The 21,387-nt window shown below is 63.0% G+C and carries 26 protein-coding genes; 18 read left to right on the forward strand and 8 right to left on the reverse strand.

Annotation, left to right across the window (positions count from 1 at the left end):
- Positions 1 to 37: 37 nt before the first annotated feature.
- From LB519_RS00215 to hslV, 3 genes are read right to left on the reverse strand one after another with little or no spacing between them, the layout of a single operon-like run.
- The gene (locus tag LB519_RS00215; RefSeq protein ID WP_224618269.1) at positions 38 to 1,198 is read right to left on the reverse strand and encodes a hypothetical protein; all 1,161 of its coding nucleotides are present in this window, start codon (positions 1,196 to 1,198) and stop codon (positions 38 to 40) included.
- Positions 1,195 to 1,710, reverse strand: a complete 516-nt coding sequence (locus LB519_RS00220) for a GNAT family N-acetyltransferase (RefSeq protein WP_127369768.1) — start codon at positions 1,708 to 1,710, stop codon at positions 1,195 to 1,197. Before LB519_RS00220 ends, LB519_RS00215 begins: the two co-directional genes overlap by 4 nt.
- A complete protein-coding gene (hslV, locus tag LB519_RS00225) occupies positions 1,700 to 2,251 on the reverse strand; it encodes an ATP-dependent protease subunit HslV (RefSeq protein ID WP_013528351.1) in 552 nt (183 codons plus the stop codon). The genes LB519_RS00220 and hslV overlap by 11 nt, the downstream gene beginning before the upstream one ends.
- A 242-nt stretch (positions 2,252 to 2,493) precedes the next feature.
- Between hslV and hisB the strand changes: the two genes are divergently transcribed.
- From hisB to coaA, 9 genes are all read left to right on the forward strand, one after another.
- Complete coding sequence (hisB, locus tag LB519_RS00230; RefSeq protein WP_063169777.1) at positions 2,494 to 3,093, forward strand: imidazoleglycerol-phosphate dehydratase HisB; 600 nt, start codon at positions 2,494 to 2,496, stop codon at positions 3,091 to 3,093.
- A gap of 4 nt (positions 3,094 to 3,097) precedes the next feature.
- Positions 3,098 to 3,574: a DUF2628 domain-containing protein gene (locus LB519_RS00235; protein WP_224618270.1), complete on the forward strand. Its 477-nt coding sequence runs from the start codon at positions 3,098 to 3,100 to the stop codon at positions 3,572 to 3,574.
- A gap of 23 nt (positions 3,575 to 3,597) precedes the next feature.
- Positions 3,598 to 4,248 (forward strand): imidazole glycerol phosphate synthase subunit HisH, encoded by a 651-nt coding sequence (gene hisH / locus LB519_RS00240; RefSeq protein WP_024502000.1) that lies wholly within the window; start codon positions 3,598 to 3,600, stop codon positions 4,246 to 4,248.
- Between the two features lie 86 nt (positions 4,249 to 4,334).
- Complete coding sequence (locus tag LB519_RS00245) at positions 4,335 to 4,625, forward strand: DUF1330 domain-containing protein (protein ID WP_013528347.1); 291 nt, start codon at positions 4,335 to 4,337, stop codon at positions 4,623 to 4,625.
- 4 nt (positions 4,626 to 4,629) lie between these two features.
- The gene (gene hisA / locus LB519_RS00250) at positions 4,630 to 5,373 is read left to right on the forward strand and encodes a 1-(5-phosphoribosyl)-5-[(5-phosphoribosylamino)methylideneamino]imidazole-4-carboxamide isomerase (protein WP_224618271.1); all 744 of its coding nucleotides are present in this window, start codon (positions 4,630 to 4,632) and stop codon (positions 5,371 to 5,373) included.
- A complete protein-coding gene (locus LB519_RS00255) occupies positions 5,370 to 6,206 on the forward strand; it encodes an arginase family protein (RefSeq protein WP_224618272.1) in 837 nt (278 codons plus the stop codon). The genes hisA and LB519_RS00255 overlap by 4 nt, the downstream gene beginning before the upstream one ends.
- A complete protein-coding gene (gene hisF / locus LB519_RS00260) occupies positions 6,203 to 6,997 on the forward strand; it encodes an imidazole glycerol phosphate synthase subunit HisF (protein ID WP_024501998.1) in 795 nt (264 codons plus the stop codon). Before LB519_RS00255 ends, hisF begins: the two co-directional genes overlap by 4 nt.
- A gap of 70 nt (positions 6,998 to 7,067) precedes the next feature.
- Positions 7,068 to 7,391: a phosphoribosyl-ATP diphosphatase gene (locus LB519_RS00265; RefSeq protein ID WP_024501997.1), complete on the forward strand. Its 324-nt coding sequence runs from the start codon at positions 7,068 to 7,070 to the stop codon at positions 7,389 to 7,391.
- Between the two features lie 24 nt (positions 7,392 to 7,415).
- Entirely contained in the window at positions 7,416 to 8,375 is a 960-nt protein-coding gene (coaA, locus tag LB519_RS00270; protein WP_013528342.1) for a type I pantothenate kinase, read from the forward strand.
- Here the strand turns inward: coaA and LB519_RS00275 are convergent.
- From LB519_RS00275 to LB519_RS00285, 3 genes are all read right to left on the reverse strand, one after another.
- A complete protein-coding gene (locus LB519_RS00275; RefSeq protein WP_024501996.1) occupies positions 8,362 to 8,991 on the reverse strand; it encodes an alpha-ketoglutarate-dependent dioxygenase AlkB family protein in 630 nt (209 codons plus the stop codon). The genes coaA and LB519_RS00275 overlap by 14 nt on opposite strands.
- A gap of 103 nt (positions 8,992 to 9,094) precedes the next feature.
- Entirely contained in the window at positions 9,095 to 9,568 is a 474-nt protein-coding gene (gene lysM / locus LB519_RS00280; RefSeq protein ID WP_013528340.1) for a peptidoglycan-binding protein LysM, read from the reverse strand.
- Positions 9,569 to 9,658: 90 nt separating this feature from the next.
- Complete coding sequence (locus tag LB519_RS00285; protein ID WP_224618273.1) at positions 9,659 to 10,174, reverse strand: hypothetical protein; 516 nt, start codon at positions 10,172 to 10,174, stop codon at positions 9,659 to 9,661.
- Between LB519_RS00285 and LB519_RS00290 the strand changes: the two genes are divergently transcribed.
- From LB519_RS00290 to LB519_RS00300, 3 genes are read left to right on the forward strand one after another with little or no spacing between them, the layout of a single operon-like run.
- The gene (locus tag LB519_RS00290) at positions 10,115 to 11,182 is read left to right on the forward strand and encodes a type III polyketide synthase (RefSeq protein WP_224618274.1); all 1,068 of its coding nucleotides are present in this window, start codon (positions 10,115 to 10,117) and stop codon (positions 11,180 to 11,182) included. The two genes, LB519_RS00285 and LB519_RS00290, sit on opposite strands and share 60 nt — an antisense overlap.
- Positions 11,179 to 11,898 carry a methyltransferase domain-containing protein gene (locus LB519_RS00295; RefSeq protein ID WP_224618276.1) on the forward strand — a complete coding sequence of 240 codons (720 nt, stop codon included), beginning with the start codon at positions 11,179 to 11,181 and terminating at the stop codon, positions 11,896 to 11,898. Before LB519_RS00290 ends, LB519_RS00295 begins: the two co-directional genes overlap by 4 nt.
- Positions 11,895 to 13,145: an NAD(P)/FAD-dependent oxidoreductase gene (locus LB519_RS00300; protein ID WP_224618278.1), complete on the forward strand. Its 1,251-nt coding sequence runs from the start codon at positions 11,895 to 11,897 to the stop codon at positions 13,143 to 13,145. Before LB519_RS00295 ends, LB519_RS00300 begins: the two co-directional genes overlap by 4 nt.
- 289 nt (positions 13,146 to 13,434) lie before the next feature.
- Here the strand turns inward: LB519_RS00300 and arfB are convergent, their stop codons facing one another.
- Both arfB and LB519_RS00310 read right to left on the reverse strand, forming a co-directional pair.
- Positions 13,435 to 13,872 carry an alternative ribosome rescue aminoacyl-tRNA hydrolase ArfB gene (arfB, locus tag LB519_RS00305; protein WP_027161031.1) on the reverse strand — a complete coding sequence of 146 codons (438 nt, stop codon included), beginning with the start codon at positions 13,870 to 13,872 and terminating at the stop codon, positions 13,435 to 13,437.
- A gap of 83 nt (positions 13,873 to 13,955) precedes the next feature.
- Positions 13,956 to 15,566, reverse strand: a complete 1,611-nt coding sequence (locus tag LB519_RS00310) for a phosphoenolpyruvate carboxykinase (protein WP_224618280.1) — start codon at positions 15,564 to 15,566, stop codon at positions 13,956 to 13,958.
- Between the two features lie 343 nt (positions 15,567 to 15,909).
- On the opposite strand from LB519_RS00310, the gene LB519_RS00315 reads away from it, so the two are divergent.
- From LB519_RS00315 to ahcY, 6 genes are all read left to right on the forward strand, one after another.
- Complete coding sequence (locus LB519_RS00315) at positions 15,910 to 16,611, forward strand: response regulator transcription factor (protein WP_013528337.1); 702 nt, start codon at positions 15,910 to 15,912, stop codon at positions 16,609 to 16,611.
- A gap of 20 nt (positions 16,612 to 16,631) precedes the next feature.
- Positions 16,632 to 18,416, forward strand: a complete 1,785-nt coding sequence (locus LB519_RS00320; protein ID WP_013528336.1) for a sensor histidine kinase — start codon at positions 16,632 to 16,634, stop codon at positions 18,414 to 18,416.
- 17 nt (positions 18,417 to 18,433) lie between these two features.
- Positions 18,434 to 18,895, forward strand: a complete 462-nt coding sequence (locus tag LB519_RS00325; protein WP_013528335.1) for an HPr kinase/phosphorylase — start codon at positions 18,434 to 18,436, stop codon at positions 18,893 to 18,895.
- Positions 18,896 to 19,059: 164 nt separating this feature from the next.
- Positions 19,060 to 19,461, forward strand: a complete 402-nt coding sequence (locus LB519_RS00330) for a PTS sugar transporter subunit IIA (RefSeq protein WP_010912939.1) — start codon at positions 19,060 to 19,062, stop codon at positions 19,459 to 19,461.
- Positions 19,458 to 19,754 carry an HPr family phosphocarrier protein gene (locus LB519_RS00335; RefSeq protein WP_013528333.1) on the forward strand — a complete coding sequence of 99 codons (297 nt, stop codon included), beginning with the start codon at positions 19,458 to 19,460 and terminating at the stop codon, positions 19,752 to 19,754. Before LB519_RS00330 ends, LB519_RS00335 begins: the two co-directional genes overlap by 4 nt.
- 180 nt (positions 19,755 to 19,934) lie before the next feature.
- Complete coding sequence (gene ahcY, locus LB519_RS00340; protein WP_013528332.1) at positions 19,935 to 21,335, forward strand: adenosylhomocysteinase; 1,401 nt, start codon at positions 19,935 to 19,937, stop codon at positions 21,333 to 21,335.
- Positions 21,336 to 21,387: the final 52 nt, after the last annotated feature.

Here is a 21,387-nt window from a genome sequence, read left to right on the forward strand (position 1 = left end):
CGTTTCGCGTCGCCGTCTCGATCATCACAAAGCCCTGTCACGCCTTCAGCGGCGGCAGCCGGCGGATCACGGCCGCCGGCAAGGTGGGGTTGACCACAATCCGCCGGATACGCTGCCAGCCGGCCCCGAACAGAATAATCAGCGCGCCAACAACGACCAGGATCAAGGCAAAAGGCGGGATGCCCGTCGAATCGGAGGCGGAATTCACCAGATAATAGATGCCCAGCGAGCCGAAGTAAGCCAATGTAGGAACCAGAAGCGAACGGCGGTCTATGGCCAGCGCGACATAGAGGAAGCCAAGGATCAGAATCGTCAGCATGATGGTTGCATTGGCATCCGGCGCGATATGTCCGAATACGACGTTTTGGCCGGTTGCCATGATAAAGAGCGGATGCACCAGCATCGGCGCCGAGACGACATGGAGCCAGAAAGCGCAATCGGACCAGATCTTGCGTCGATCCCTGTCGTAAATGTCAAAAGCGACACCCGTTGCGAACACGATCAGGCCGCAGATCAGCGGCATGTAAAGGGCCGCGCGAAGCAATTCGGGAACGTCCTCGAGGCGCGGCGGCGCAATCGCGCCGGTTGTCACACTGTCATACAGGATTATCGCCGTTTGCAGGAAGGCAAGCAGTGTGAAGGCGATGGCGATGGTCCCGGCAATGATGGGGACGCGAAAGCGCCAGAAATAGATCGCCGCCGCGATTATTCCTCCGCCCAGGAACAGATATCCGGCCCGGGACGCCGTCTGGCGCAACGCCAATAGCTGCCAGATGGTTTCCGGCTTGCGTATGCCGAAGCTGGCCTCCACTTGCAGCGCCAGAGCGGCCAGAATGGCGGCCATGAAAATCAGGGCAAGCACGGACGACGATAGCTTCATCCGGTGCTGACGCGTGACGATTTCGGCGAGCCCCCAGGCGAAAACCGCGAGGATGCCGGCGATCCAGAATGTCTGGCCTGGAAGCAAGGTGGTGAGGACAAAGAAGAAGCCGGCGCTGAGCAGAACGGTTCCCACGGTGACGAACAGATCGTTGCCGCCGCCGACCAGCCGCAGGTTTTCCTCGTCACCCTCGTCATCGGCGGGCCTGGCCTCGGGGGCGAGAGCGACCGCGCGTTCCATGGCCTCCAACTGATCGCGCAAGGTCTGCGAGATCAAACCTTTCGCGACTGCCTTGTCGAGGGTTTCGGCGCTGATCAATTGGGCTCCTGCGTCGCGTCGCGCGCCATCAACAGGGCTGGCCCGTACTCCGATGTTCTGGTGTCAAAGGCAACAAAGCCGGCCTTTTCGTAGGCGCGGATCGCCCTGACATTGGCGGGATCCGGGTCGATGATGACGCGCGGAACACCTTCCTCGAAAAGCTGTTCGACGAATTGGCGCACGATCGCCGAGCCATGGCCACGCCCGACCAGCTCCGGCACGCCGATCGACACGTCGATGCCGAGCGTGCCGAACGGCTGGTCGGCGTAGGGGTGGTCGTCTTCCAGATGCGGATCGTAGCTCTGCAGATAGGCGATCGGCTTGCCGTCGAGCTCGACGATCAGCGGCTCGACGGAAATCGAGTCGATATGATCGCTAATCCCGGCGATTTCCGTCTCCGGATCGTCCCACCACTCTGCAACATGCGGCTGGGCAAGCCAGCCGGCGATCATCGGCAGGTCTTTCTCCGTCACCGGCCGAAAATCATAGGTCACCACCTCTTCAGGCGGCATCGAGCGTTTCGACGACGAAATTGTTGTTGGTGTAGACGCAGATGTCGGATGCGATCTGCATCGCCTTGCGGGCGATCTCCTCGGCATCCTTGTCGCTGTCCATCAGCGCGCGGGCCGCGGCCAGCGCGTAATTGCCGCCCGAACCGATGGCCATGACGCCGAATTCGGGTTCGAGCACGTCGCCGGTGCCGGTCAGCGCCAGCGAGACTGACTTGTCTGCCACCAGCATCATCGCTTCCAGCCGGCGCAGATAGCGGTCGGTGCGCCAGTCCTTGGCGAGCTCGACGCAGGCGCGCGTCAGCTGGTCGGGATATTGTTCGAGCTTGGCCTCGAGCCGCTCCAAAAGCGTGAAGGCGTCGGCGGTGGCGCCGGCGAAACCGGCAATCACATTGCCGCCCTTGCCGATGCGGCGCACCTTCTTGGCGTTGCCCTTCATGATGGTCTGGCCAAGGCTGACCTGGCCGTCGCCGGCGATCACCACCTTGTTGCCCTTGCGCACCGTCACGATGGTCGTGGCGTGCATGGTCAGTTCATTGGACATTTCTTGGGCTCCGAGCAGCGCCATCCCGATAAGGCGATTGGCGCGGTACGAGTAACTTTGATCGGCCATATGTATGCATGGGGCCGGTGATTGCAAATCGCTCTCTGGCAAGGCCGATACCGATGCCGGAGGCAACTGGCAATCGCCGGATCATGCTGCTAGAAGGCTTTCGTTTTCAAGCCTGCGAGCGCTTGAAGCCTCTGAGCCGGTCACGATGTGAACCTCTGGACAAGGATAGAGTGATGCCGCCCCGTTCCGCCGAAGCGAGCCGTAAGACCAAGGAAACCGACATCTCCGTGTCGGTCCATGTCGACGGTTCCGGCAAGTCGGATATCGCCACGGGGGTGGGCTTCTTCGATCATATGCTGGACCAGCTGTCGCGCCATTCCCTGATCGACATGACGGTCAGGGCCAAGGGCGACCTGCATATCGACGATCACCACACGGTCGAGGACACCGGCATCGCGCTCGGCCAGGCCTTGACCAAGGCGCTCGGCGAGCGGCGCGGCATCATGCGCTATGCCTCGATCGACCTTGCCATGGACGAGACGCTGACGCGCGCCGCGATCGATGTGTCCGGCCGTCCCTTCCTGGTCTGGAACGTTTCCTTCTCGTCGCCGAAGATCGGCACCTTCGACACCGAACTGGTGCGCGAGTTCTTCCAGGCGCTGGCGCAGAATGCCGGCATTACGCTGCATGTCACCAACCACTATGGCGCCAACAACCATCACATCGCCGAGACCTGCTTCAAGGCGGTGGCGCGCGCGCTGCGCGCTGCTCTCGAACGCGATCCGCGCCAGCCGGATGCGGTTCCCTCCACCAAGGGATCGTTGAAGGGATAAGGCCATGGCCACCTACGTCGTGATGGAACCGCCAGGCCGCAGCGAAAAGGCTGATGCGACGGCCTTTGTCCGCGATGGCTTCACCTGGCTGGGCCTCCTGGTGCCGCCGCTATGGTTCGCCTGGCATCGGCTGTGGATCGAAGCAGCACTTGCCTTCGTCGTCATGGGCCTGCTTTCGATGCTGGGCCAGAAGCTCGGCCTTGGTGTGGCCGGGTCGCTGCTGTCGTTGCTGGTTTCGCTCTATGTCGGCCTGGAAGGGCAAGGCCTGCGCATCGCGGCACTTCGCCGGCGTGGTTGGCACGAGTGGGGCGCGGTCGAAGCCGGTTGGCTCGACGATGCCGACACACGCTATGCGCTGGAGGCGGAAGCGCTTGCCGATGAGGTTGTGCCGGCGCCGCGCATGGTCCCCGATGCTGCCTTCGCGCGGCCAGCGCAGCCGGGCATTGCGCTGGGGCTGACCCACATACCGGGAAGAAACTGACATGATTCCGGGAAGAAGCTGATATGCGGGTTGCGATCATCGACTACGGCTCGGGCAATCTGCGCTCGGCCACCAAGGCTTTCGAGCGCGCCGCGCGCGAAGCCGGCATCGCGGCGCAGATCGACCTGACGGCCGATGCCGAGCGGGTGCGCACGGCCGATCGCATCGTCCTGCCCGGCGTCGGCGCCTATGCCGATTGCGCGGCCGGCCTGCAGGCCGTCGAAGGCATGCGGGAAGCCGTCGAGGATGTCGCGATCGTCAAGGGCCGGCCTTTCCTCGGCATCTGCGTCGGCATGCAACTGATGTCGCAGCGCGGCCTTGAAAAGACAATTACCGAGGGCTTCGGCTGGATATCGGGCGACGTCAAGGAGATCATGCCTTCCGATCCGGCGCTGAAGATCCCGCAGATCGGCTGGAACACGATCGAACTCAAACGCCAGCATCCACTGTTTGCCGGCATTCCCACCGGGACCAACGGGCTGCACGCCTATTTCGTGCACTCCTACCACCTCGATGCGCGCAAGCCGGACGAAGTGCTGGCGGTCGCCGATTATGGCGGGCCGGTGACGGCGGCCGTCGCCCGCGACAATCTCGTCGGCACGCAATTCCACCCGGAAAAGAGCCAGGCGCTGGGCCTCGCCCTGATCACCAATTTCCTGCGCTGGAGGCCCTAGAGCATGATCCCGAAAAGTGGACCCCGGTTTTCTCGGACAAACGGTCCCGTTTGTCCCGAGATCATGCTCAAGCAAAGGGGAAACCGATGAGCAAGAAGGGTTACTGGATGGCGATGGTCGAGGTGACCGATCCGGAAAACTATCCGCTATACATTGCCGCCAACAAAGCGGCTTTCGACAAATATGGCGCAAAATTCCTGACCCGCGGCGGTCAGTCGTCGAGCCCGGAAGGGTCGTCGGGCAATCGCCATGTCATCATCGAGTTCGAGAGCTACGCGGTCGCACTCGCCTGCTTCCATTCGCCCGAATACCAGGCGGCGCTGAAGTTCCGACGTCTCTATTCGACATCGCATTTCGCCATTGTGGAAGGCGCCTGAACGGATGATCCTTTTCCCCGCCATCGATCTCAAGGACGGCCAGTGCGTGCGCCTGAAGCACGGCGACATGGCCACCGCGACCATCTACAACGATGATCCTGCAGCGCAGGCGCGGGCCTTCGAGCAACAGGGCTTCGAATGGCTGCATGTCGTCGACCTCAACGGCGCCTTCCAGGGCCAGAGCGTCAACAGCGCGGCGGTCGGCGCCATCCTCAAGGCGACGAAGAACCCTGTGCAGCTCGGCGGCGGCATCCGCACGCTGGCGCAGATCGAGGACTGGCTCGATCGCGGGCTGGCCCGTGTCATCCTCGGCACGGTGGCGGTGCGTGACCCGGACCTGGTCAGACAGGCCTGCAAGGCGTTTCCGGGCAAGGTCGCCGTCGGCATCGACGCTAAGGGCGGCAAGGTCGCCGTCGAGGGCTGGGCCGAGGCGTCGAGCCTCGGCGTCGTCGAACTGGCGAGGAAATTCGAGGGCGCCGGAGTCGCCGCCATCATCTACACCGATATCGACCGCGACGGCGTTTTGACCGGCATCAACTGGGACGCCACCATCGATCTCGCCGATGCCGTATCGATCCCGGTCATCGCGTCGGGCGGCCTCGCCTCGGTCGCCGACATCGTGCGCATGACCATGCCCGATGCGCAAAAGCTCGAAGGGGCGATCTCCGGGCGCGCGCTCTATGACGGCCGCATCGATCCGGCCGAGGCCCTGGCGATCCTGCAGGGCAGGGCGGAGACGCGGACGTGAAAATCTCCATCATCCTGGCCTCCTACGACAGCGGTCATTACCATGGCGGCATGGGCCAGGGCCCGGACGCACTGATATCAGGCGGGCTCGTCGACGCGCTGACCATGGCCGGCCATGACGTTACGGTGGAAGACATCGGCAGGGTCGGAGACATCCAGGAGCGCGAGATCGCCACCGGCTTTGCTGTCTGCAACGCGGTTGCGACCGAGGTTCGCCTTGCCCGTGACGCCGGTCGGTTTCCCATCGTCCTTGCGGGAAACTGCCTGACATCAGCCGGTGCGGTCGCCGGCGAGGACGCCGATGCGATCATCTGGGCCGACCAGCATGGCGACCTCAACACGCCCGAGACATCGGCATACGGCTTTCTCGACGGCATGGCGCTGGCGACGGTGCTTGGCCTGTGCTGGAGGCCGATGGCGTCGGCCATTCCCGGCTTCAAGCCGATCGATCCGTCGCGTTGCGTGCTCGTCAACGCGCGCGATCTCGATCCGGACGAGAAGCGGCTGCTGGAGACGCTGCCGATCGTGCGGACGGAATGCGCCGGGGTGGCCCAGGCGACCGAAAGACTGAAGATCGCCGGCGCCAAACGCGTGCACATGCACCTCGACATGGACGTGCATGATCCCCGGGAGTTGCAGGCCAACCGCTATATCACTTCGGGCGGCCCGAGCCCGGAGCAGTTGCGCGACGCCACTTGCGCCATGGCGCTTGCGCTGCCGGTCGTCGGCATCACCGTCTCCGCCTACGACCCGGCTTTCGACGCGCAGGCCGATGTTCCGCCGCTGGTCGGCCAGTTGCTGAACGATCTCATCGCCACGATAGAGGGCCGCTGATGCTGAAAGCCCGTGTCATCCCCTGTCTCGACGTCAAGAACGGCCGTGTCGTCAAGGGCGTCAACTTCGTCGATCTCGTCGACGCCGGCGATCCGGTCGAGGCGGCCAAGGCCTATGACGCGGCCGGCGCCGACGAGCTTTGCTTCCTCGACATCACTGCTTCGTCGGACAATCGCGAAACCATCTTCGACGTCATCGCACGCACCGCCGAACAATGCTTCATGCCGCTGACCGTCGGCGGCGGCGTGCGCCAGGTCGCCGACATCAGGAAGCTGCTGCTGGCCGGCGCCGACAAGGTGTCGATCAACACGGCGGCGGTGAAGAACCCGGATTTCGTTGCCGAGGCCGCCGACAAGTTCGGCAACCAGTGCATCGTCGTCGCCATCGACGCCAAGAAAGTGTCCGCCACCGGTGAGGCCGACCGCTGGGAGATCTTCACCCATGGCGGGCGCGAAAAGACCGGCATCGACGCGGTCGAGTTCGCGCGGAAAATGGTCGATCGCGGCGCCGGCGAGATCCTGCTGACCTCGATGGATCGCGACGGCACCAAGGCCGGCTACGACATCGCGCTGACCCGCGCGATATCAGACGCCGTGCGCGCGCCGGTCATCGCTTCCGGCGGCGTCGGCACGCTCGACCACATGGTCGAAGGCATTCGCGACGGCCATGCCGGTGCGGTGCTGGCCGCGTCCATCTTCCATTTCGGTACCTACACGATAGCGCAGGCCAAAGCGCATATGGCCGCCGCAGGGCTGCCGATGCGGCTGGACTCTGTGAATAATCGGCCCTAAAGCATGATCCCGAAAAGTGGGAACCGGTTTTCGGAAAAGATCATGCCTAAACAAGCAGATAGATGGCGCCATGGCTGAGTTTTCGCTGTCAGATCTTGAAGAAACCATTAGGGAACGCGCCCATTCCGGCGACCGGGAATCGTGGACGGCAAAACTGTTCGCGCGCGGCATCGACAAGGCGGCGCAGAAACTCGGCGAGGAAGCAGTCGAGACGGTGATTGCCGCCGTCAAGGGCGACAAACAGGCCCTCGTTTCGGAAAGTGCCGATCTTATATATCATTGGCTCGTCGTTCTCGGCCTCTCGGGGGTTTCGCTGAGCGACGTGCTCAAGGAGCTCGAAGGCCGCACCCGGCGTTCGGGCATCGCCGAGAAGGCGTCACGGCCCAAGGGCTGACCGCGAGGAAGGGCAGGTATCTCGATGGATCAGCTCGCGCCGACCGAGAAGTATTCCCCGTTTCGCTTCTTCTCCGCCGAGCAATGGTCGCAATTCCGCGCCGACACGCCGCTGACGCTGAGTGCGGACGAATTCCGCCGCCTGCGGTCGCTCAACGATCCGGTCGATCTCGAAGAGGTCACGCGCATCTATCTGTCGCTGTCGCGGCTGTTGTCGGCTCATGTCGAAGCGAGCCAGCTGCTGTTTCGGCAACGCCAGGCCTTCTTCAACGCGGTCGACGTGGTCAAGACGCCCTTCATCATCGGCATCGCCGGTTCCGTCGCGGTCGGCAAATCGACCACCGCACGCGTGCTGAAGGAGCTTTTGGCGCGCTGGCCGTCGAGCCCCAAGGTCGATCTCATCACCACCGACGGCTTCCTGCTGCCCAACGAGGTCCTGCGCCGCGAGAACCTGATGGAGCGCAAGGGTTTTCCAGACAGTTACGATGTCGGCGCGCTGCTGCGCTTCCTGTCGGGCATCAAGTCGGCGCTGCCCGATGTCCGCGCGCCGGTCTATTCGCACCTCACCTATGACGTCATTCCCGGCGAGTTCGTCACCATCGACCGGCCCGACATATTGATCTTCGAAGGCATCAATGTCCTGCAGCCCGGCAAGCTGCCGCAGGACGGCAAGATCGTGCCTTTCCTGTCGGACTTCTTCGACTTCGCCATCTACATCGATGCCGACGAGAAGCTGATCCACAACTGGTACATTTCCCGCTTCATGCGGCTGCGTGAGACCGCATTCCGCAATCCGGACTCCTTCTTTCACCGCTACTCGCAGCTGTCGGAGGGTTCGGCGCGCGCCATCGCCGAAGGCCTGTGGACCAACATCAATTTGAAGAATCTGCGCGAGAACATCCTGCCGACGCGGGCCCGCGCCGACTTGATCCTGCGCAAGGGGGCCGACCACCTGATCGAGGAAGTGGCGCTCAGGAAGCTGTGACGGCCGGCTTCGTCACCCGTCGCAATGTCAGATTGATCCGCCCACCGTTTTTCAGCAGCGCCGAGGTCGAGGGATAGATCCGATCGACGCCGTGAAAGCACAGCCGCCCCTCGCCGCCGAGCACCACGACATCACCGCTTTGCAGCCTGAACGACTTGGTGGCGCCATCACGCGTGGTCTGGCCAACCCGGAACAGGCAGTCGTCGCCGAGCGAGACGGAGACGACCGGCGCCGAAAAATCGGTCTCGTCGCGGTCCTGATGCAGGCCCATCTTCGCATCCGCCGTGTAGAAATTGATCAGGCACGCTTCCGGCGGATGCGGATAGCCCGAGACCTCGCGCCACAGGTCGAGCAGCGCATCCGGAATTGGCGGCCAAGGCGCCCCGGTTAGCGGATGCGCCGGCTGGTAACGATAGCCGTGCTCCTTGTCGGTGACCCAGCCCAGCGGCCCGCAATTGGTCATGCGCACGCTCATCTCCTTGCCGGTGCGCGGCATGGCCGGCACGAACAGCGGCGCCTGCTGCACGATCCGTCTCACCTCGTCGACCAGTTCTTCCTGCACGGTGCGTGACAGGTAGGCCGGCATGTGGCGGACGCCTTTGGGCAGAACGAGCACGGATTCGATCGCCATCTTGGATGGTTCGGAACCGTAAAATGTCACGATCAAATGAAAACGGCGACCCGAAAGCCGCCGCTCTTGTCGAATTGGCAGTCGCCGATCAGGCGAGGTCGGGGATGCGCAGCACCTGGCCCGGATAGATCTTGTCGGGATGGGTCAGCATCGGCTTGTTGGCCTCGAATATGACCGTGTTCTTGACGCCTTGGCCCTTGCCGTAGCTTTTCTCGGCGATCTTCCAGAGATTGTCGCCCTTCTTCACGGTGTAAAAGGTGGGCTCCTTGGCCGGGGCGGCGGCGGTGCCAGGTGCTGGCGCGACCTGTAATTCGTCCGCCTGCACCTTGGAGACGCCGAGCGTGTTGCCGACGGCGATGACCGCCTTCTCGAAAATCGACTGGTCCTTGACCACACCCTTCAGCACCGCCGTATCGCCGTTGACGACGACCTCGACGCCATCGGTGCCGAGCTTGTGCGAATCGAGCTCCTTCTTGAGTGTGTCGGCCGTGGGTGCGGCTTCGTCGTCACCGCCGATGCCCAGTTTCTTGCCGACACTCTTGACGAAATCGAACATGCCCATCGTTGGTCTCCATTGCTGTGGTGGGTGATCGCAGCTTGCCATCTGCAACCCAGAATTGGAAGCCACCCGCGCGTTGCAGCTTCGCGGTGCTCAATCGTTCTCCACCCGGCCGCGCAGCTTCTTGATCGTGCCGCGCCCGGCCTTGCTCTTCAGCCGCCGTTCCACGGCACCTTTCGACGGCCCCGTCTTCTTGCGCGGCGGCGGTGGCGGCTCGGCGGCCTTGGCGACCAATGCCGTCAGCCGTGCCCGCGCATCCGCCCGGTTCTGTTCCTGGGTGCGGAAGCGGCCCGCTTCGATGACGATGATACCGTCCTTGGTGGTACGCTGGGATGAGCTGCGCCACCCATTGACATCAGCCCTGAGCAGAAAATGCTGCTGCAATGTCAGCCGGGCCGGCAGGCGGCCGCCCCGTCCGGGACGAAACTCGTTTTCTGAAACGTTTATGGAACAGGCAACGCTCAAAGCCCGGCGACCAACATTGGTGCCTATTGAGCAAAGACCCTTTGGCGGCAGCGCGACGCCGCACGACGCCCAGGGAGACCGGAAATGTCTGCCAACGCCTATATCAACCGGATCGCGACAGTGGTTCCGGAACATGAGGTTCATCAATTCTATCTGCAATTCGCGGCTTCCATGCTTGCTGCCGATCACCGGAGGATTTTTGAACGCATGGCCGGCCTTGCCGGCATCGAAAGCCGTTATTCCTGCTTTGCGCCCGCCCTCGACCCCGAGGGGGCCTATGTAGATCGTGCCGGAACCTTTGTCCGTGGTGCATTCCCCGGAACGGCCGCGAGAATGGCGATGTTTTGCGAAGCCGCGCCTGTGCTGGCACAAAAAGGCGTCGACGGATTGCAGCTTGGCGACGAAGCATCACGCATCACCCATCTCATCGTCACCACCTGCACAGGGTTTTCCGCGCCAGGTATCGACTTGGACCTGATTCAGCGCTGCGGTCTGTCGGACAGGGTCGAGCGCACGATGATCGGGTTCATGGGTTGCTATGCCGCGGTCAACGCCCTCAAGCTGGCCCGTCACATCGTTCGCTCCGACCCGCAATCGAGGGTCCTGCTGGTCAATATCGAACTCTGCACGTTGCATCTCAGGGAAACCGCCGAGCTGGAAAAACTGCTGTCCTTCTGCCTCTGGGGCGACGGCTGCGCGGCAGCACTTGTCACCGCCGAGCCGCCCGGCATCGAACTCGACAGCTTTCATTGCACCGTCGCCTACGAGCGGCGGGACCTGATGAGGTGGGACATTCGCGACCACGGCTTCGATATGGTTCTTTCCGGTCAGGTGCCGGCGACGGTTCATGAAATTGTGCGGACCAACCAGGGCGCCATCCTCGGCAACCGGCCAACCGAAGCGATCGATCTCTGGGCCATACACCCCGGCGGACGTTCGATTCTTGACGCCGTCGAAAGGGCGCTGAACCTCGCGCCCACCGCGCTCACTCCATCGCGCGATGTGCTGCGCCGATACGGCAACATGTCGTCGGCGACGGTCATGTTTGTGATGGAAGAGATGCTGAGGGCGCCGTCCGGACTGCTTGGCTGCGGCATGTCGTTCGGACCCGGATTGACGGCCGAAACCATGCTTTTTCGAACCGTGTCATGAATTCGCTCAGCCACCGCAGCCTTGTCCCGGAAATCCTTGACGGGCTTGCAGCCGACGATCCGCGGGCGCGCGCGTCGCGCCATGACCTTCGACGTATTAATGCGTTGATGTTTCAGGCGCCGATCATGGCGTCATTGTTGCGGAAATTCGTGCCAACGCCACCACGTCGCATTCTGGAGATCGGCGCTGGCGACGGTACCTCCATGCTCGCAGTGGCGCGGCGCATCGCCAGGCATTGGCCTGAGGTCGAACTGACGCTCCTCGATCGCGTCGGCCTCGTCACCACTGAACTTTCGGCCGAGTTCGACAGGCTGGGATGGGCTGTCGAAGGTATCACCGCCGACGTCTTCGACTGGATGGAAAGAACTGACGGCAGGGGCTTCGACGCTATCACTGTGAATCTTTTCCTGCATCATTTCGACGACGCAGAGCTGGTGCGTCTGTTTTTGCTGCTGGCGCCGAAGGCCCCGCTGCTCCTGGCGATCGAACCGCAGAGGGCAATGTCGGCGCTCGCCGCAGCCCGGCTTCTCCTGGCGATCGGCGCCAACGACGTCACCCGACATGACGCGGCCCAGAGCGTGCGCGCCGGCTTTCGCGGCAGGGAGCTATCTGCTCTCTGGCTTGCAGCGAATGGCAAGTCATTGAGAGAGCGGCGCGTTGGTCCCTTTTCGCACGTATTCGTCGGCGCCAGTACCAATGCCGGTAGTGACCCATGACGCGATTGTCGACCTACGATGCCATCATCATAGGCGCAGGCCCCGCAGGTTCCTCCGTCGCGCTGGCGCTGGCCCTGCGCGGATGGGCCGTGGCCATTGTGGAAAAGAGTGCATTCCCCCGCCGCAAAGTCTGCGGCGAGTACATCTCGGCGAGTAACATCGCTCTGCTCGACCGTCTGGACATCGGCGATGCTTGGCGCGCCAACGCCGGCCCCGAAGTCCGCCGCGTCGGTTTCTTTTCCAGCGAGACCTGCGTCGAGGCGCCTATGCCGGGTGCAAAATATGGGCTCGCTGCAAACGACGGCTTCGGCCGGGCGCTGGGCCGGGACGTTCTCGACGCTCTGCTCTTGCAGGCGGCGCGATCGGCGGGCGCCGAGATATTCCAGCCTTGCCGGGCGGTCGCCATCGAGCGGGACGAGGACATGCAAAGGGTGCGCATTCAGGCGAGGGACGAGAATTCGGGCGACGAGACGACGACCTTGCGGGCGCCGGTAATTGTTGGAGCGCACGGTTCCTGGGAACCGGGACCGCTGCCAAGCCAACTCCAAAAGACCAGCCACCCGTCGGACTTGCTTGGCTTCAAGGCGCATTTCACCGGGTCGTCACTCGCGCCTGATCTGATGCCGTTGCTGGCGTTTTCCGGCGGCTACGGCGGCATGGTCCTGGCCGATCATGGCCGGCTGTCGATCTCGTGCTGCATAAGGCGCGACATGCTCGCCCGACTGCGCAGGAACCGTAGCTCCGGATGGGATGGCCCCAAACAGGATGGCCAAGTGTCGGCTGCTGAAGCGGTGTTTCGCCATCTCATGGCTTCTTGCCGAGGCGTGAGCGATGCTCTGGATGGAGTCCACCTCGATGGTCCGTGGCTTGCCGCAGGTCCAATCCAGCCTGGCATCCGCTCCTGTTACGAGCGGGATATCTTCCGCGTCGGCAACGCCGCAGGCGAGTCGCATCCGATCATCGCCGAAGGCATTTCAATGGCGCTTCAGTCCGGTTGGCTGCTGGCCGAGGAACTCGCGCGCGCGCCACGCGGCCGAGCCGGGCGCGAACTGGCCGGCAGACGCTATCAAGCGGCCTGGAGAGAATTGTTTTCGACGCGGGTTCACGCAGCTGCAGTCCTCGCCCGAATAGCCCTCAGCCCCGCCGGTCCCGCCTTGATGGCGGCGGCTGTTCGGAATTTCCCGCGAGCATTGACACTGGGCGCCCATATGAGCGGCAAGACGAGGCCGATCCCCGGTCTTGTTTGACCGATGCTGCGGCACTCCCGCTGCTCGCAGGGCCGAGAGCCAAGCTATGGAATATTCCCGGCGGCGTCCGGCGTTCCGCATACGGTCTTGCTATTTGCAATGGCCCTGCATGGAGGCGTTCATGATCCCCACCGGCAAGCCAACTTTCATGAATGCAATGCAATCAGACGTGGACGCGCCGCGTCTACGGACGCTCTGCCCGATCCGGGAGAATTTCCGCCAGGGCGCAATATTTCCTTTGAGTGAGCGTGCTTGGGAAGTCGTTTTGTGCGCGTGATTGGTGTGGTGCTTAATCGTTCTCCACCCGGCCGCGCAGCTTCTTGATCGTGCCGCGCCCGGCCTTGCTCTTCAGCCGCCGTTCCACGGCACCTTTCGACGGCCGCGTCTTCTTGCGCGGCGGCGGTGGCGGCTCGGCGGCCTTGGCGACCAATGCCGTCAGCCGTGCCCGGGCGTCCGCCCGGTTCTGTTCCTGGGTGCGGAAGCGGCCCGCTTCGATGACGATGACGCCGTCCTTGGTGGCACGCTGGCCGGCAAGCTTGATCGTCCGCTCGCGCACGCGCTCCGACAGACCCGCTGCGTTGGCGGCGTCGAAGCGCAGTTGCACCGCCGTCGCCACCTTGTTGACGTTCTGGCCGCCGGGACCGGACGAGCGGATGAAATCCTCGTGCAGGTCGCCCGGATGGATCACCGCATCGCCTGATATGAAGATATTGTCGTCGCTCGCCATGCCGCAGTCATGGCGCGGCGGATCGAAAAAGAAAAGGCCCGATCGAACCGGGCCTTTCAACGAAGCTGAACCCCGTAGCGCGATTACTCCGCCGCTTCCTGCATGCGCGGCGCCGCACCCAGCACCACGGCATCGACATGGCTTTCGAATTTCTCGAAATTGACGGCGAACATGCCGACCAGCCTTGCCGCCTGCCGGTCATAGCCGGCCTTGTCGGCCCAGGTGGAGCGCGGGTCGAGAATGGCGCTGTCGACGCCTCGAACCGCCACCGGCACCTCGAAACCGAAATGAGGGTCGGTGCGGAACTCGGCCGTCTTGAGCGAGCCGTCGAGTGCGGCGGCAAGCAAGGCCCGCGTCGCCTTGATCGGCATGCGCTTGCCGGTGCCGTAGGCGCCGCCGGTCCAGCCGGTGTTGACCAGCCAGCAATCGGCGCCGTGGTGGGCAATCAGCTCGCGCAGCAGATTGCCGTATTCCGATGGATGGCGCGGCATGAACGGGGCGCCGAAACAGGTCGAAAACGTCGCTTCGGGCTCGGTCACGCCCTTTTCGGTTCCGGCCACCTTGGCGGTGTAGCCGGAGAGGAAATGATACATCGCCTGCGCCGGGGTCAGCCGCGCGATCGGCGGCATCACGCCGAACGCATCGGCGGTCAGCATGATGATGTTCTTCGGATGGTTGGCGCGGCCGGTCTTGCTGGCGTTGGGGATGAAATCCAGCGGGTAGGCGCAGCGTGTGTTTTCGGTCAGCCTTCCGTCGTTGAAATCCGGCACGCCATCAGCGTCGAGCACGACATTTTCCAGCACCGTGCCGAAGCGCTGCGTGGTGGCGAAGATTTCCGGCTCGGCTTCCGCCGACAGCTTGATCGTCTTGGCGTAGCAGCCGCCTTCGAAATTGAAGATGCCGTGGGGTCCCCAGCCATGCTCGTCGTCGCCGATCAGCGTGCGCGAGGGATCGGCCGAGAGTGTCGTCTTGCCGGTGCCCGACAGGCCGAAGAAGATGGCGGCGTCGCCGGACGTACCCTCGTTGGCCGAGCAATGCATCGGCATCACGCCTTTCGCCGGCAGCAGATAGTTGAGCATGGTGAACACCGACTTCTTCATCTCGCCGGCATAGGAGGTGCCGCCGATCAGCACGACCTTGCGCGTGAGATCCACGGCGATCACCGTTTCGGTGCGGCTGCCGTGGCGGGCGGGATCGGCGCGGAAGGACGGCAGGTAGATGATCGTCATATCAGGCACGAAATGCTCGAGCTCGGCGGCATCGGGACGAATGAGCAGATTGCGGATGAACAGCGAGTGCCAGGCAAATTCGGTGACCACCCTGGTCGGCAGCTTCAGCTCCGCATCGGCGCCGCCGATCAGGTCCTGGACGTATAGATCCTTGTCCGCGGCATGCGCCTGGAAATCGGCGAGCAGCGTGTCGAACTGGGCTTGTGAAATTGCCTTGTTGTTGTCCCACCAGACGTGCGGTTCGGTGTCACTGTTGCGGACGACAAACTTGTCCTTGGGCGAGCGGCCGGTGTGCTGGCCTGTTTCGGCGACCAGCGCGCCATGTGCCGTCAAGCGGGCTTCGCCGCGCCGGATCGAGTCCTCATAAAGGGCAGCCGCACCGAAATTATAGCGCACCACGCCGGTGGTTTTCAGGCCGATATGATCGATCGCGCAGGCGGAATTGCGTTTGCCGACTTCCGACATCGAGTGTCCCTCTTGGATTTGCCGCATCTTTGCCGGCACCTTCCCGGCACGCCCACTACGCGGGCTGAGATGGTCAGAACCAGAAAAGCCAAATGATATCAAATCATTAATCGATTTAAATATTTTGAAAGTTGTTTAAATCGTTTATATGTGCAAAAAGTTTCGCGGTTGCCCAAAGGATTGGCGATGTACGTTCGTCCAATCCATGTCGAGGTAGGATTGTGGCCGCCGGCATGCCGCGCGTGACAGCGGACAAGGCCTATGCCACATTTTGTACCTAATTTGTCCTGCAAAAGCCCCTTCTCTACGACAGAAGGGACAGCTCATGAGGGAGCCGCTTGAAATGGCAACAATCGCGCTTGTCGATGACGACCGCAACATTCTGACATCGGTGTCGATCGCCCTGGAATCCGAGGGGTATCGCGTCGAGACATACACGGATGGTGCGTCGGCGCTGGAAGGCCTGGCGGCACGCCCGCCGAACCTTGCCATCCTCGACATCAAGATGCCGCGCATGGACGGCATGGAACTGCTGCGCCGGATGCGCCAGAAGTCCGACCTGCCGGTGATCTTCCTGACCTCCAAGGACGACGAGATCGACGAATTGTTCGGCCTCAAGATGGGTGCCGACGATTTCATCCGCAAACCCTTCTCACAGCGCCTGCTGGTCGAGCGCGTGCGCGCCGTGCTGCGCCGCGCCAGTGCCCGCGAGGCCGCCGCCAAGACACCCAGCCAGCAGGCCCGCTCTCTCGAGCGCGGCCAGCTCGTCATGGACCAGGAGCGCCACACCTGCACCTGGAAGGGCGAGCCGGTGACGCTCACCGTCACCGAGTTCCTGATCCTGCATTCGCTGGCGCAGCGTCCCGGTGTCGTAAAAAGCCGTGATGCGCTGATGGATTCGGCTTATGATGAACAGGTCTATGTCGACGACCGCACCATCGACAGCCACATCAAGCGGCTGCGCAAGAAGTTCAAGGCCGTCGACGACGACTTCGAGATGATCGAAACCCTTTACGGAGTCGGATACCGGTTCCGCGAAGCATAAGTAGCAGGGCCTGCTATTCGATGGCAGTGGAAGCACAGCGAACAAGACCGGCGGGCGCCTCCAGGCGGCCGTCGCGGATCATGCCGTCCTTCGTCTCGAAGATCACGGTGCCGATGCGCCGCTTCCTTGGCCATCACATCTTTTCCAGCCTGACGCGGCGTATCCTGTTCCTCAACCTTGCCGGCCTCGCCGTGCTGGTGACCGGCATCCTCTATCTCAACACCTTCCGCGACGGGCTGATCGACGCCCGCGTCGAAAGCCTGATGACCCAGGGCGAGATCATCGCCGGCGCCATTGCCGCTTCGGCGACGGTCGAGACGGATTCGATCAGCATCGACCCGGAAAAGCTGCTTGAACTGCAGGCCGGCGAAAGCCTGGGGCCGGGCTCCGACCAGCTCGACAATCTCGATTTCCCCATCAACCCGGAGCGTGTCGCCCCGGTGCTGCGAAGGCTGATCTCGCCGACCAGGACCCGCGCCCGCATCTATGACCGCGACGCCAATCTGCTGCTCGATTCGCGCCACCTCTATTCGCGTGGCCAGATCCTGCGCTACGACCTGCCGCCGGTCGAGGAAGAAGAGCCCGATCTGGTCGAGCGCATCCAGAAATTCGTCTTCGACTTCTTCCGCAACACCGAGCTGCCGGTCTATCACGAGCAGCCGGGCGGCAATGGCGCCGCTTTCCCGGAAGTGGTCAAGGCGCTCACCGGCAGCCCTTCGACCATCGTGCGCGTCAGCGAGCAGGGCGAGCAGATCGTTTCGGTGGCGGTGCCGATCCAGCGCTTTCGTGCCGTCCTGGGCGTGCTGATGCTGTCGACCGAAGGCGGCGACATCGACAAGATCGTCGCCGCCGAGCGCAAGGCGATCCTGCGCGTCTTCGGCATCGCGGCCCTTGTCACCGCCATCCTGTCGATGCTGCTCGCCTCGACCATCGCCAATCCGCTGCGCCGGCTGTCGGCGGCGGCGGTGCGAGTGCGGCGCGGCGTCAAGAGCCGTGAGGAGATCCCCGACTTTTCCGACCGCCAGGACGAGATCGGCAATCTGTCGATCGCCATACGCGACATGACCAACGCGCTCTACGCCCGGATCGAGGCGATCGAAAGCTTCGCGGCCGATGTCTCGCACGAGCTGAAAAACCCGCTGACGTCGCTGCGCAGCGCGGTGGAGACCTTGCCGCTGGCCAAGAACGACGATTCGCGCGGCCGGCTGATGGATATCATCCAGCACGATGTCAGGCGGCTGGACCGGCTCATCACCGATATTTCCGACGCATCGCGCCTGGACGCGGAACTCGCGCGTGAAGATGCGGGAACGGTCGATTTGAAGAAATTCATCACCGATCTGGTCGCCGTTTCGCGCGAAGCGACGCGCAACAAGAAGGCGGTCGAGATCGAGTTCAAGGCCGCCAAACTGCCGCAGGGCGTCAAAGGCTATGTCGTCGTCGGCCATGATCTGCGCATCGGCCAGGTCATCACCAATTTGATCGAGAACGCCCGTTCCTTCGTTCCCGAGGATCATGGCCACATCAGCCTGTCGCTGGCGCGTGCCGGCAAGTTCAACATCGTCACCGTCGACGACAATGGCCCCGGCATCCGCGCCGACAACATCGACCGCATCTTCGAACGCTTCTACACGGACCGGCCGGCCGGCGAGGCGTTCGGCCAGAATTCGGGCCTTGGCCTGTCGATATCCAGGCAGATCGTCGAGGCCCATGGCGGCACGCTCACCGCCGAGAACATCCCCGGCACCAAACCCGGCGAGATCAAGGGCGCGCGTTTTGTGGTGACGTTGCCGGCCGAAGGCTGAGAGCATGAATTCCAACCATGCCTGGTCCAGCCGTGCAGCCTGAAAACATTCACGCGACAATGGTTTTGATCGGCGAGCGCGGCATTCTCATCACCGGAGCCTCCGGCTCGGGCAAGACGGCGCTGGCGCTGGCGCTCATAGATCATTGTCGCCAGCGCGGATCGTTCGCGCGGCTCGTCGGTGACGATCAGCTCTTTGTCGAGGCGCATGCCGGGCGGCTTCTGTGCCGCGCTCCCGCCGCCATAGAAGGCCTCGTCGAGGTGCCTGGGCTCGGCCCCCGGCCTCTGCCATTCGAGCCGGCAGGCCTCGTCGACCTGCATGTCCACCTGGTGCCGGCCGATGAAGCGCCGCGCTTCCAGGAGGATGCCGCTAGCAGCATCGTGGGTTGTCTGGTGCCACAGGTCGATGTGGTCGAACGCAATATCCCGGCGGCCTTACCGGTCGTGATGGCGCGGCTGTCGATCGCGCCTTTTCTATGATCCGCTCCGGGTTTTTTGCTGCAATGCGTCAAAATGGCATGCGCCTGCGCAATTTTGGGCTTGTCAACGGGCCGCGCGTCGACAAGATAGCGCTCCCGCCGCCTGGATTGGCTGGCGAGCATAAAATGCGCCTGTGAAGCGGCGATGACGGGAGCCACCAAAGAATGATCGGACTCGTGCTTGTAACGCACGGTCAACTGGCCACCGAGTTCCGACATGCCGTCGAACATGTCGTCGGGCCACAAGACAATTTCGAAACCGTGGCGATCGGTGCCGACGACGATATGGAGCAGCGTCGGCGCGACATTGTCGACGCGGTTGCCCGTGTCGACACCGGGGCGGGCGTCATCGTGCTGACCGACATGTTCGGCGGCACGCCCTCCAATCTTGCCATCTCGGTGATGGAGTCCGGCCGCACCGAGGTGATCGCCGGCATGAATCTGCCGATGCTGATCAAGCTCTCCTCGATCCGCAAGGGCGACAACATGGCGGCCGCCCTTGATGAGGCCCAGGCCGCCGGTCGCAAATACATCAATGTTGCCAGCCAGCTCCTGAGCAGCAAATGACCGCGCTGTCCCCGGAAAAAGATCAGATAGTCCGGGATTTTCCCATCATCAACCAGCGCGGCCTTCATGCGCGCGCTTCGGCGAAGTTCGTCCAGCTGGCCAGCGGCTTCGATGCCTCGGTGCATGTCGAGAAGGATGGCGTCAAGGTTGGCGGCACCTCGATCATGGGCCTGATGATGCTGGCGGCAAGCCCCGGCTATTCGATCCGCGTCACCGCCAGCGGGCCGGAGGCCCAGCAGGTCATCGACGCCCTGGAGCAACTGGTGGCGTCCCGCTTCGGCGAGGAATGCTGATCTGGTAGAGCGCGATATGCGTCCGAGAGACATGCAGGGATAAAGATTTCTTTATATCCCATTGTCGTCCTTGCTCCGATCTGCTAGTCAGGCCGGCAATTCGCGCCCTTGGACGCGCCGACCGGCGCGGGCGTGTCCGCAACAAATTCGCAAGCACAACATTCGCATCGGAGTACTGCCATGACGGGTAGCAAGGACTATGTGGTCGCCGACATCTCGCTTGCCGGCTGGGGCCGCAAGGAACTCGAGATCGCCGAAACCGAAATGCCGGGCCTGATGGCCTGCCGTGAGGAATTCGGCCCCAAGCAGCCGCTCAAGGGTGCGCGCATCACCGGCTCGCTGCACATGACCATCCAGACGGCGGTGCTGATCGAGACGCTGAAGGCGCTTGGCGCCGATATCCGCTGGGCCTCCTGCAACATCTTCTCGACCCAGGACCATGCGGCCGCGGCCATCGCCGAGGCCGGCATCCCGGTGTTTGCCGTCAAGGGCGAGTCGCTGGAGGAGTATTGGGACTACACCGACAAGATCTTCCAGTGGGCCGATGGCGGCCTCTCCAACATGATCCTCGATGATGGCGGCGACGCCACCATGTACATCCTGATCGGCGCCCGCGCCGAGGCCGGCGAGGACGTGCTGTCCAACCCGCAGAGCGAGGAAGAGGAATATTTCTACGCCCAGGTCAAGAAGCGCCTGAAGGCTTCGCCCGGCTTCTTCACCAAGCAGAAGGCGGCGATCCGCGGCGTCACCGAAGAGACGACCACCGGCGTCAACCGCCTCTACCAGCTGCAGAAGAAGGGCCTGCTGCCCTTCCCCGCAATCAACGTCAACGACTCGGTCACCAAGTCGAAGTTCGACAACAAGTATGGCTGCAAGGAATCGCTGGTCGACGGCATCCGCCGCGGCACCGACACGATGATGGCCGGCAAGGTCGCTGTCGTGTGCGGTTATGGCGACGTCGGCAAGGGCTCGTCGGCCTCGCTCAAGGGCGCCGGTGCCCGCGTCAAGGTCACCGAGGTCGATCCGATCTGCGCCCTGCAGGCTGCGATGGACGGTTTTGAAGTCGTCACGCTGGAAGATGCAGCCCCCACCGCCGACATCGTCATCACCACCACCGGCAACAAGGATGTCGTCACCCTCGACCATATGCGCTCGATGAAGGACATGGTCATCGTCGGCAACATCGGCCACTTCGACAATGAGATCCAGGTCGCCGCGCTGCGCAATTTGAAATGGACCAACGTCAAGCCGCAGGTCGATATGATCACCTTCGCGGACGGCAAGCGGATGATCCTTTTGTCGGAAGGACGGCTGCTCAATCTCGGCAACGCCACCGGCCACCCGAGCTTCGTCATGTCGGCATCCTTCACCAACCAGGTGCTGGCGCAGATCGAGCTCTACACCAAGCCCGGCCAGTACGAGAACCAGGTCTATGTCCTGCCCAAGCATCTCGACGAAAAGGTCGCCCGCCTGCATCTCGACAAGCTCGGCGCCCGCCTGACCGAACTGTCGGGTGAACAGGCCGCCTATATCGGCGTCACGCCGCAGGGTCCGTTCAAGCCGGAACACTACCGCTATTAACCAAAGCTAAAATTACTACCAGATATTGAGGCCGGGCGATTGACTTTTCGCC

It is taken from the genome of Mesorhizobium sp. AD1-1 (assembly GCF_020164655.1).
GTDB lineage: Bacteria > Pseudomonadota > Alphaproteobacteria > Rhizobiales > Rhizobiaceae > Mesorhizobium > Mesorhizobium ciceri.

What these genes read in the sequence shown, in the direction of transcription:
- LB519_RS00220 (WP_127369768.1), bottom strand. Translation starts at nt 1,710, where the DNA reads ATGCCGCCTGAAGAGGTGGTGACCTATGATTTTCGGCCGGTGACGGAG.
- hslV (WP_013528351.1), bottom strand. Translation starts at nt 2,251, where the DNA reads ATGTCCAATGAACTGACCATGCACGCCACGACCATCGTGACGGTGCGC.
- hisB (WP_063169777.1), top strand. Translation starts at nt 2,494, where the DNA reads ATGCCGCCCCGTTCCGCCGAAGCGAGCCGTAAGACCAAGGAAACCGAC.
- LB519_RS00235 (WP_224618270.1), top strand. Translation starts at nt 3,098, where the DNA reads ATGGCCACCTACGTCGTGATGGAACCGCCAGGCCGCAGCGAAAAGGCT.
- hisH (WP_024502000.1), top strand. Translation starts at nt 3,598, where the DNA reads ATGCGGGTTGCGATCATCGACTACGGCTCGGGCAATCTGCGCTCGGCC.
- LB519_RS00245 (WP_013528347.1), top strand. Translation starts at nt 4,335, where the DNA reads ATGAGCAAGAAGGGTTACTGGATGGCGATGGTCGAGGTGACCGATCCG.
- hisA (WP_224618271.1), top strand. Translation starts at nt 4,630, where the DNA reads ATGATCCTTTTCCCCGCCATCGATCTCAAGGACGGCCAGTGCGTGCGC.
- LB519_RS00265 (WP_024501997.1), top strand. Translation starts at nt 7,068, where the DNA reads ATGGCTGAGTTTTCGCTGTCAGATCTTGAAGAAACCATTAGGGAACGC.
- coaA (WP_013528342.1), top strand. Translation starts at nt 7,416, where the DNA reads ATGGATCAGCTCGCGCCGACCGAGAAGTATTCCCCGTTTCGCTTCTTC.
- lysM (WP_013528340.1), bottom strand. Translation starts at nt 9,568, where the DNA reads ATGGGCATGTTCGATTTCGTCAAGAGTGTCGGCAAGAAACTGGGCATC.
- LB519_RS00290 (WP_224618274.1), top strand. Translation starts at nt 10,115, where the DNA reads ATGTCTGCCAACGCCTATATCAACCGGATCGCGACAGTGGTTCCGGAA.
- LB519_RS00285 (WP_224618273.1), bottom strand. Translation starts at nt 10,174, where the DNA reads ATGAACCTCATGTTCCGGAACCACTGTCGCGATCCGGTTGATATAGGC.
- LB519_RS00295 (WP_224618276.1), top strand. Translation starts at nt 11,179, where the DNA reads ATGAATTCGCTCAGCCACCGCAGCCTTGTCCCGGAAATCCTTGACGGG.
- LB519_RS00300 (WP_224618278.1), top strand. Translation starts at nt 11,895, where the DNA reads ATGACGCGATTGTCGACCTACGATGCCATCATCATAGGCGCAGGCCCC.
- arfB (WP_027161031.1), bottom strand. Translation starts at nt 13,872, where the DNA reads ATGGCGAGCGACGACAATATCTTCATATCAGGCGATGCGGTGATCCAT.
- LB519_RS00310 (WP_224618280.1), bottom strand. Translation starts at nt 15,566, where the DNA reads ATGTCGGAAGTCGGCAAACGCAATTCCGCCTGCGCGATCGATCATATC.
- LB519_RS00315 (WP_013528337.1), top strand. Translation starts at nt 15,910, where the DNA reads ATGGCAACAATCGCGCTTGTCGATGACGACCGCAACATTCTGACATCG.
- LB519_RS00320 (WP_013528336.1), top strand. Translation starts at nt 16,632, where the DNA reads ATGGCAGTGGAAGCACAGCGAACAAGACCGGCGGGCGCCTCCAGGCGG.
- LB519_RS00325 (WP_013528335.1), top strand. Translation starts at nt 18,434, where the DNA reads ATGCCTGGTCCAGCCGTGCAGCCTGAAAACATTCACGCGACAATGGTT.
- LB519_RS00330 (WP_010912939.1), top strand. Translation starts at nt 19,060, where the DNA reads ATGATCGGACTCGTGCTTGTAACGCACGGTCAACTGGCCACCGAGTTC.
- LB519_RS00335 (WP_013528333.1), top strand. Translation starts at nt 19,458, where the DNA reads ATGACCGCGCTGTCCCCGGAAAAAGATCAGATAGTCCGGGATTTTCCC.
- ahcY (WP_013528332.1), top strand. Translation starts at nt 19,935, where the DNA reads ATGACGGGTAGCAAGGACTATGTGGTCGCCGACATCTCGCTTGCCGGC.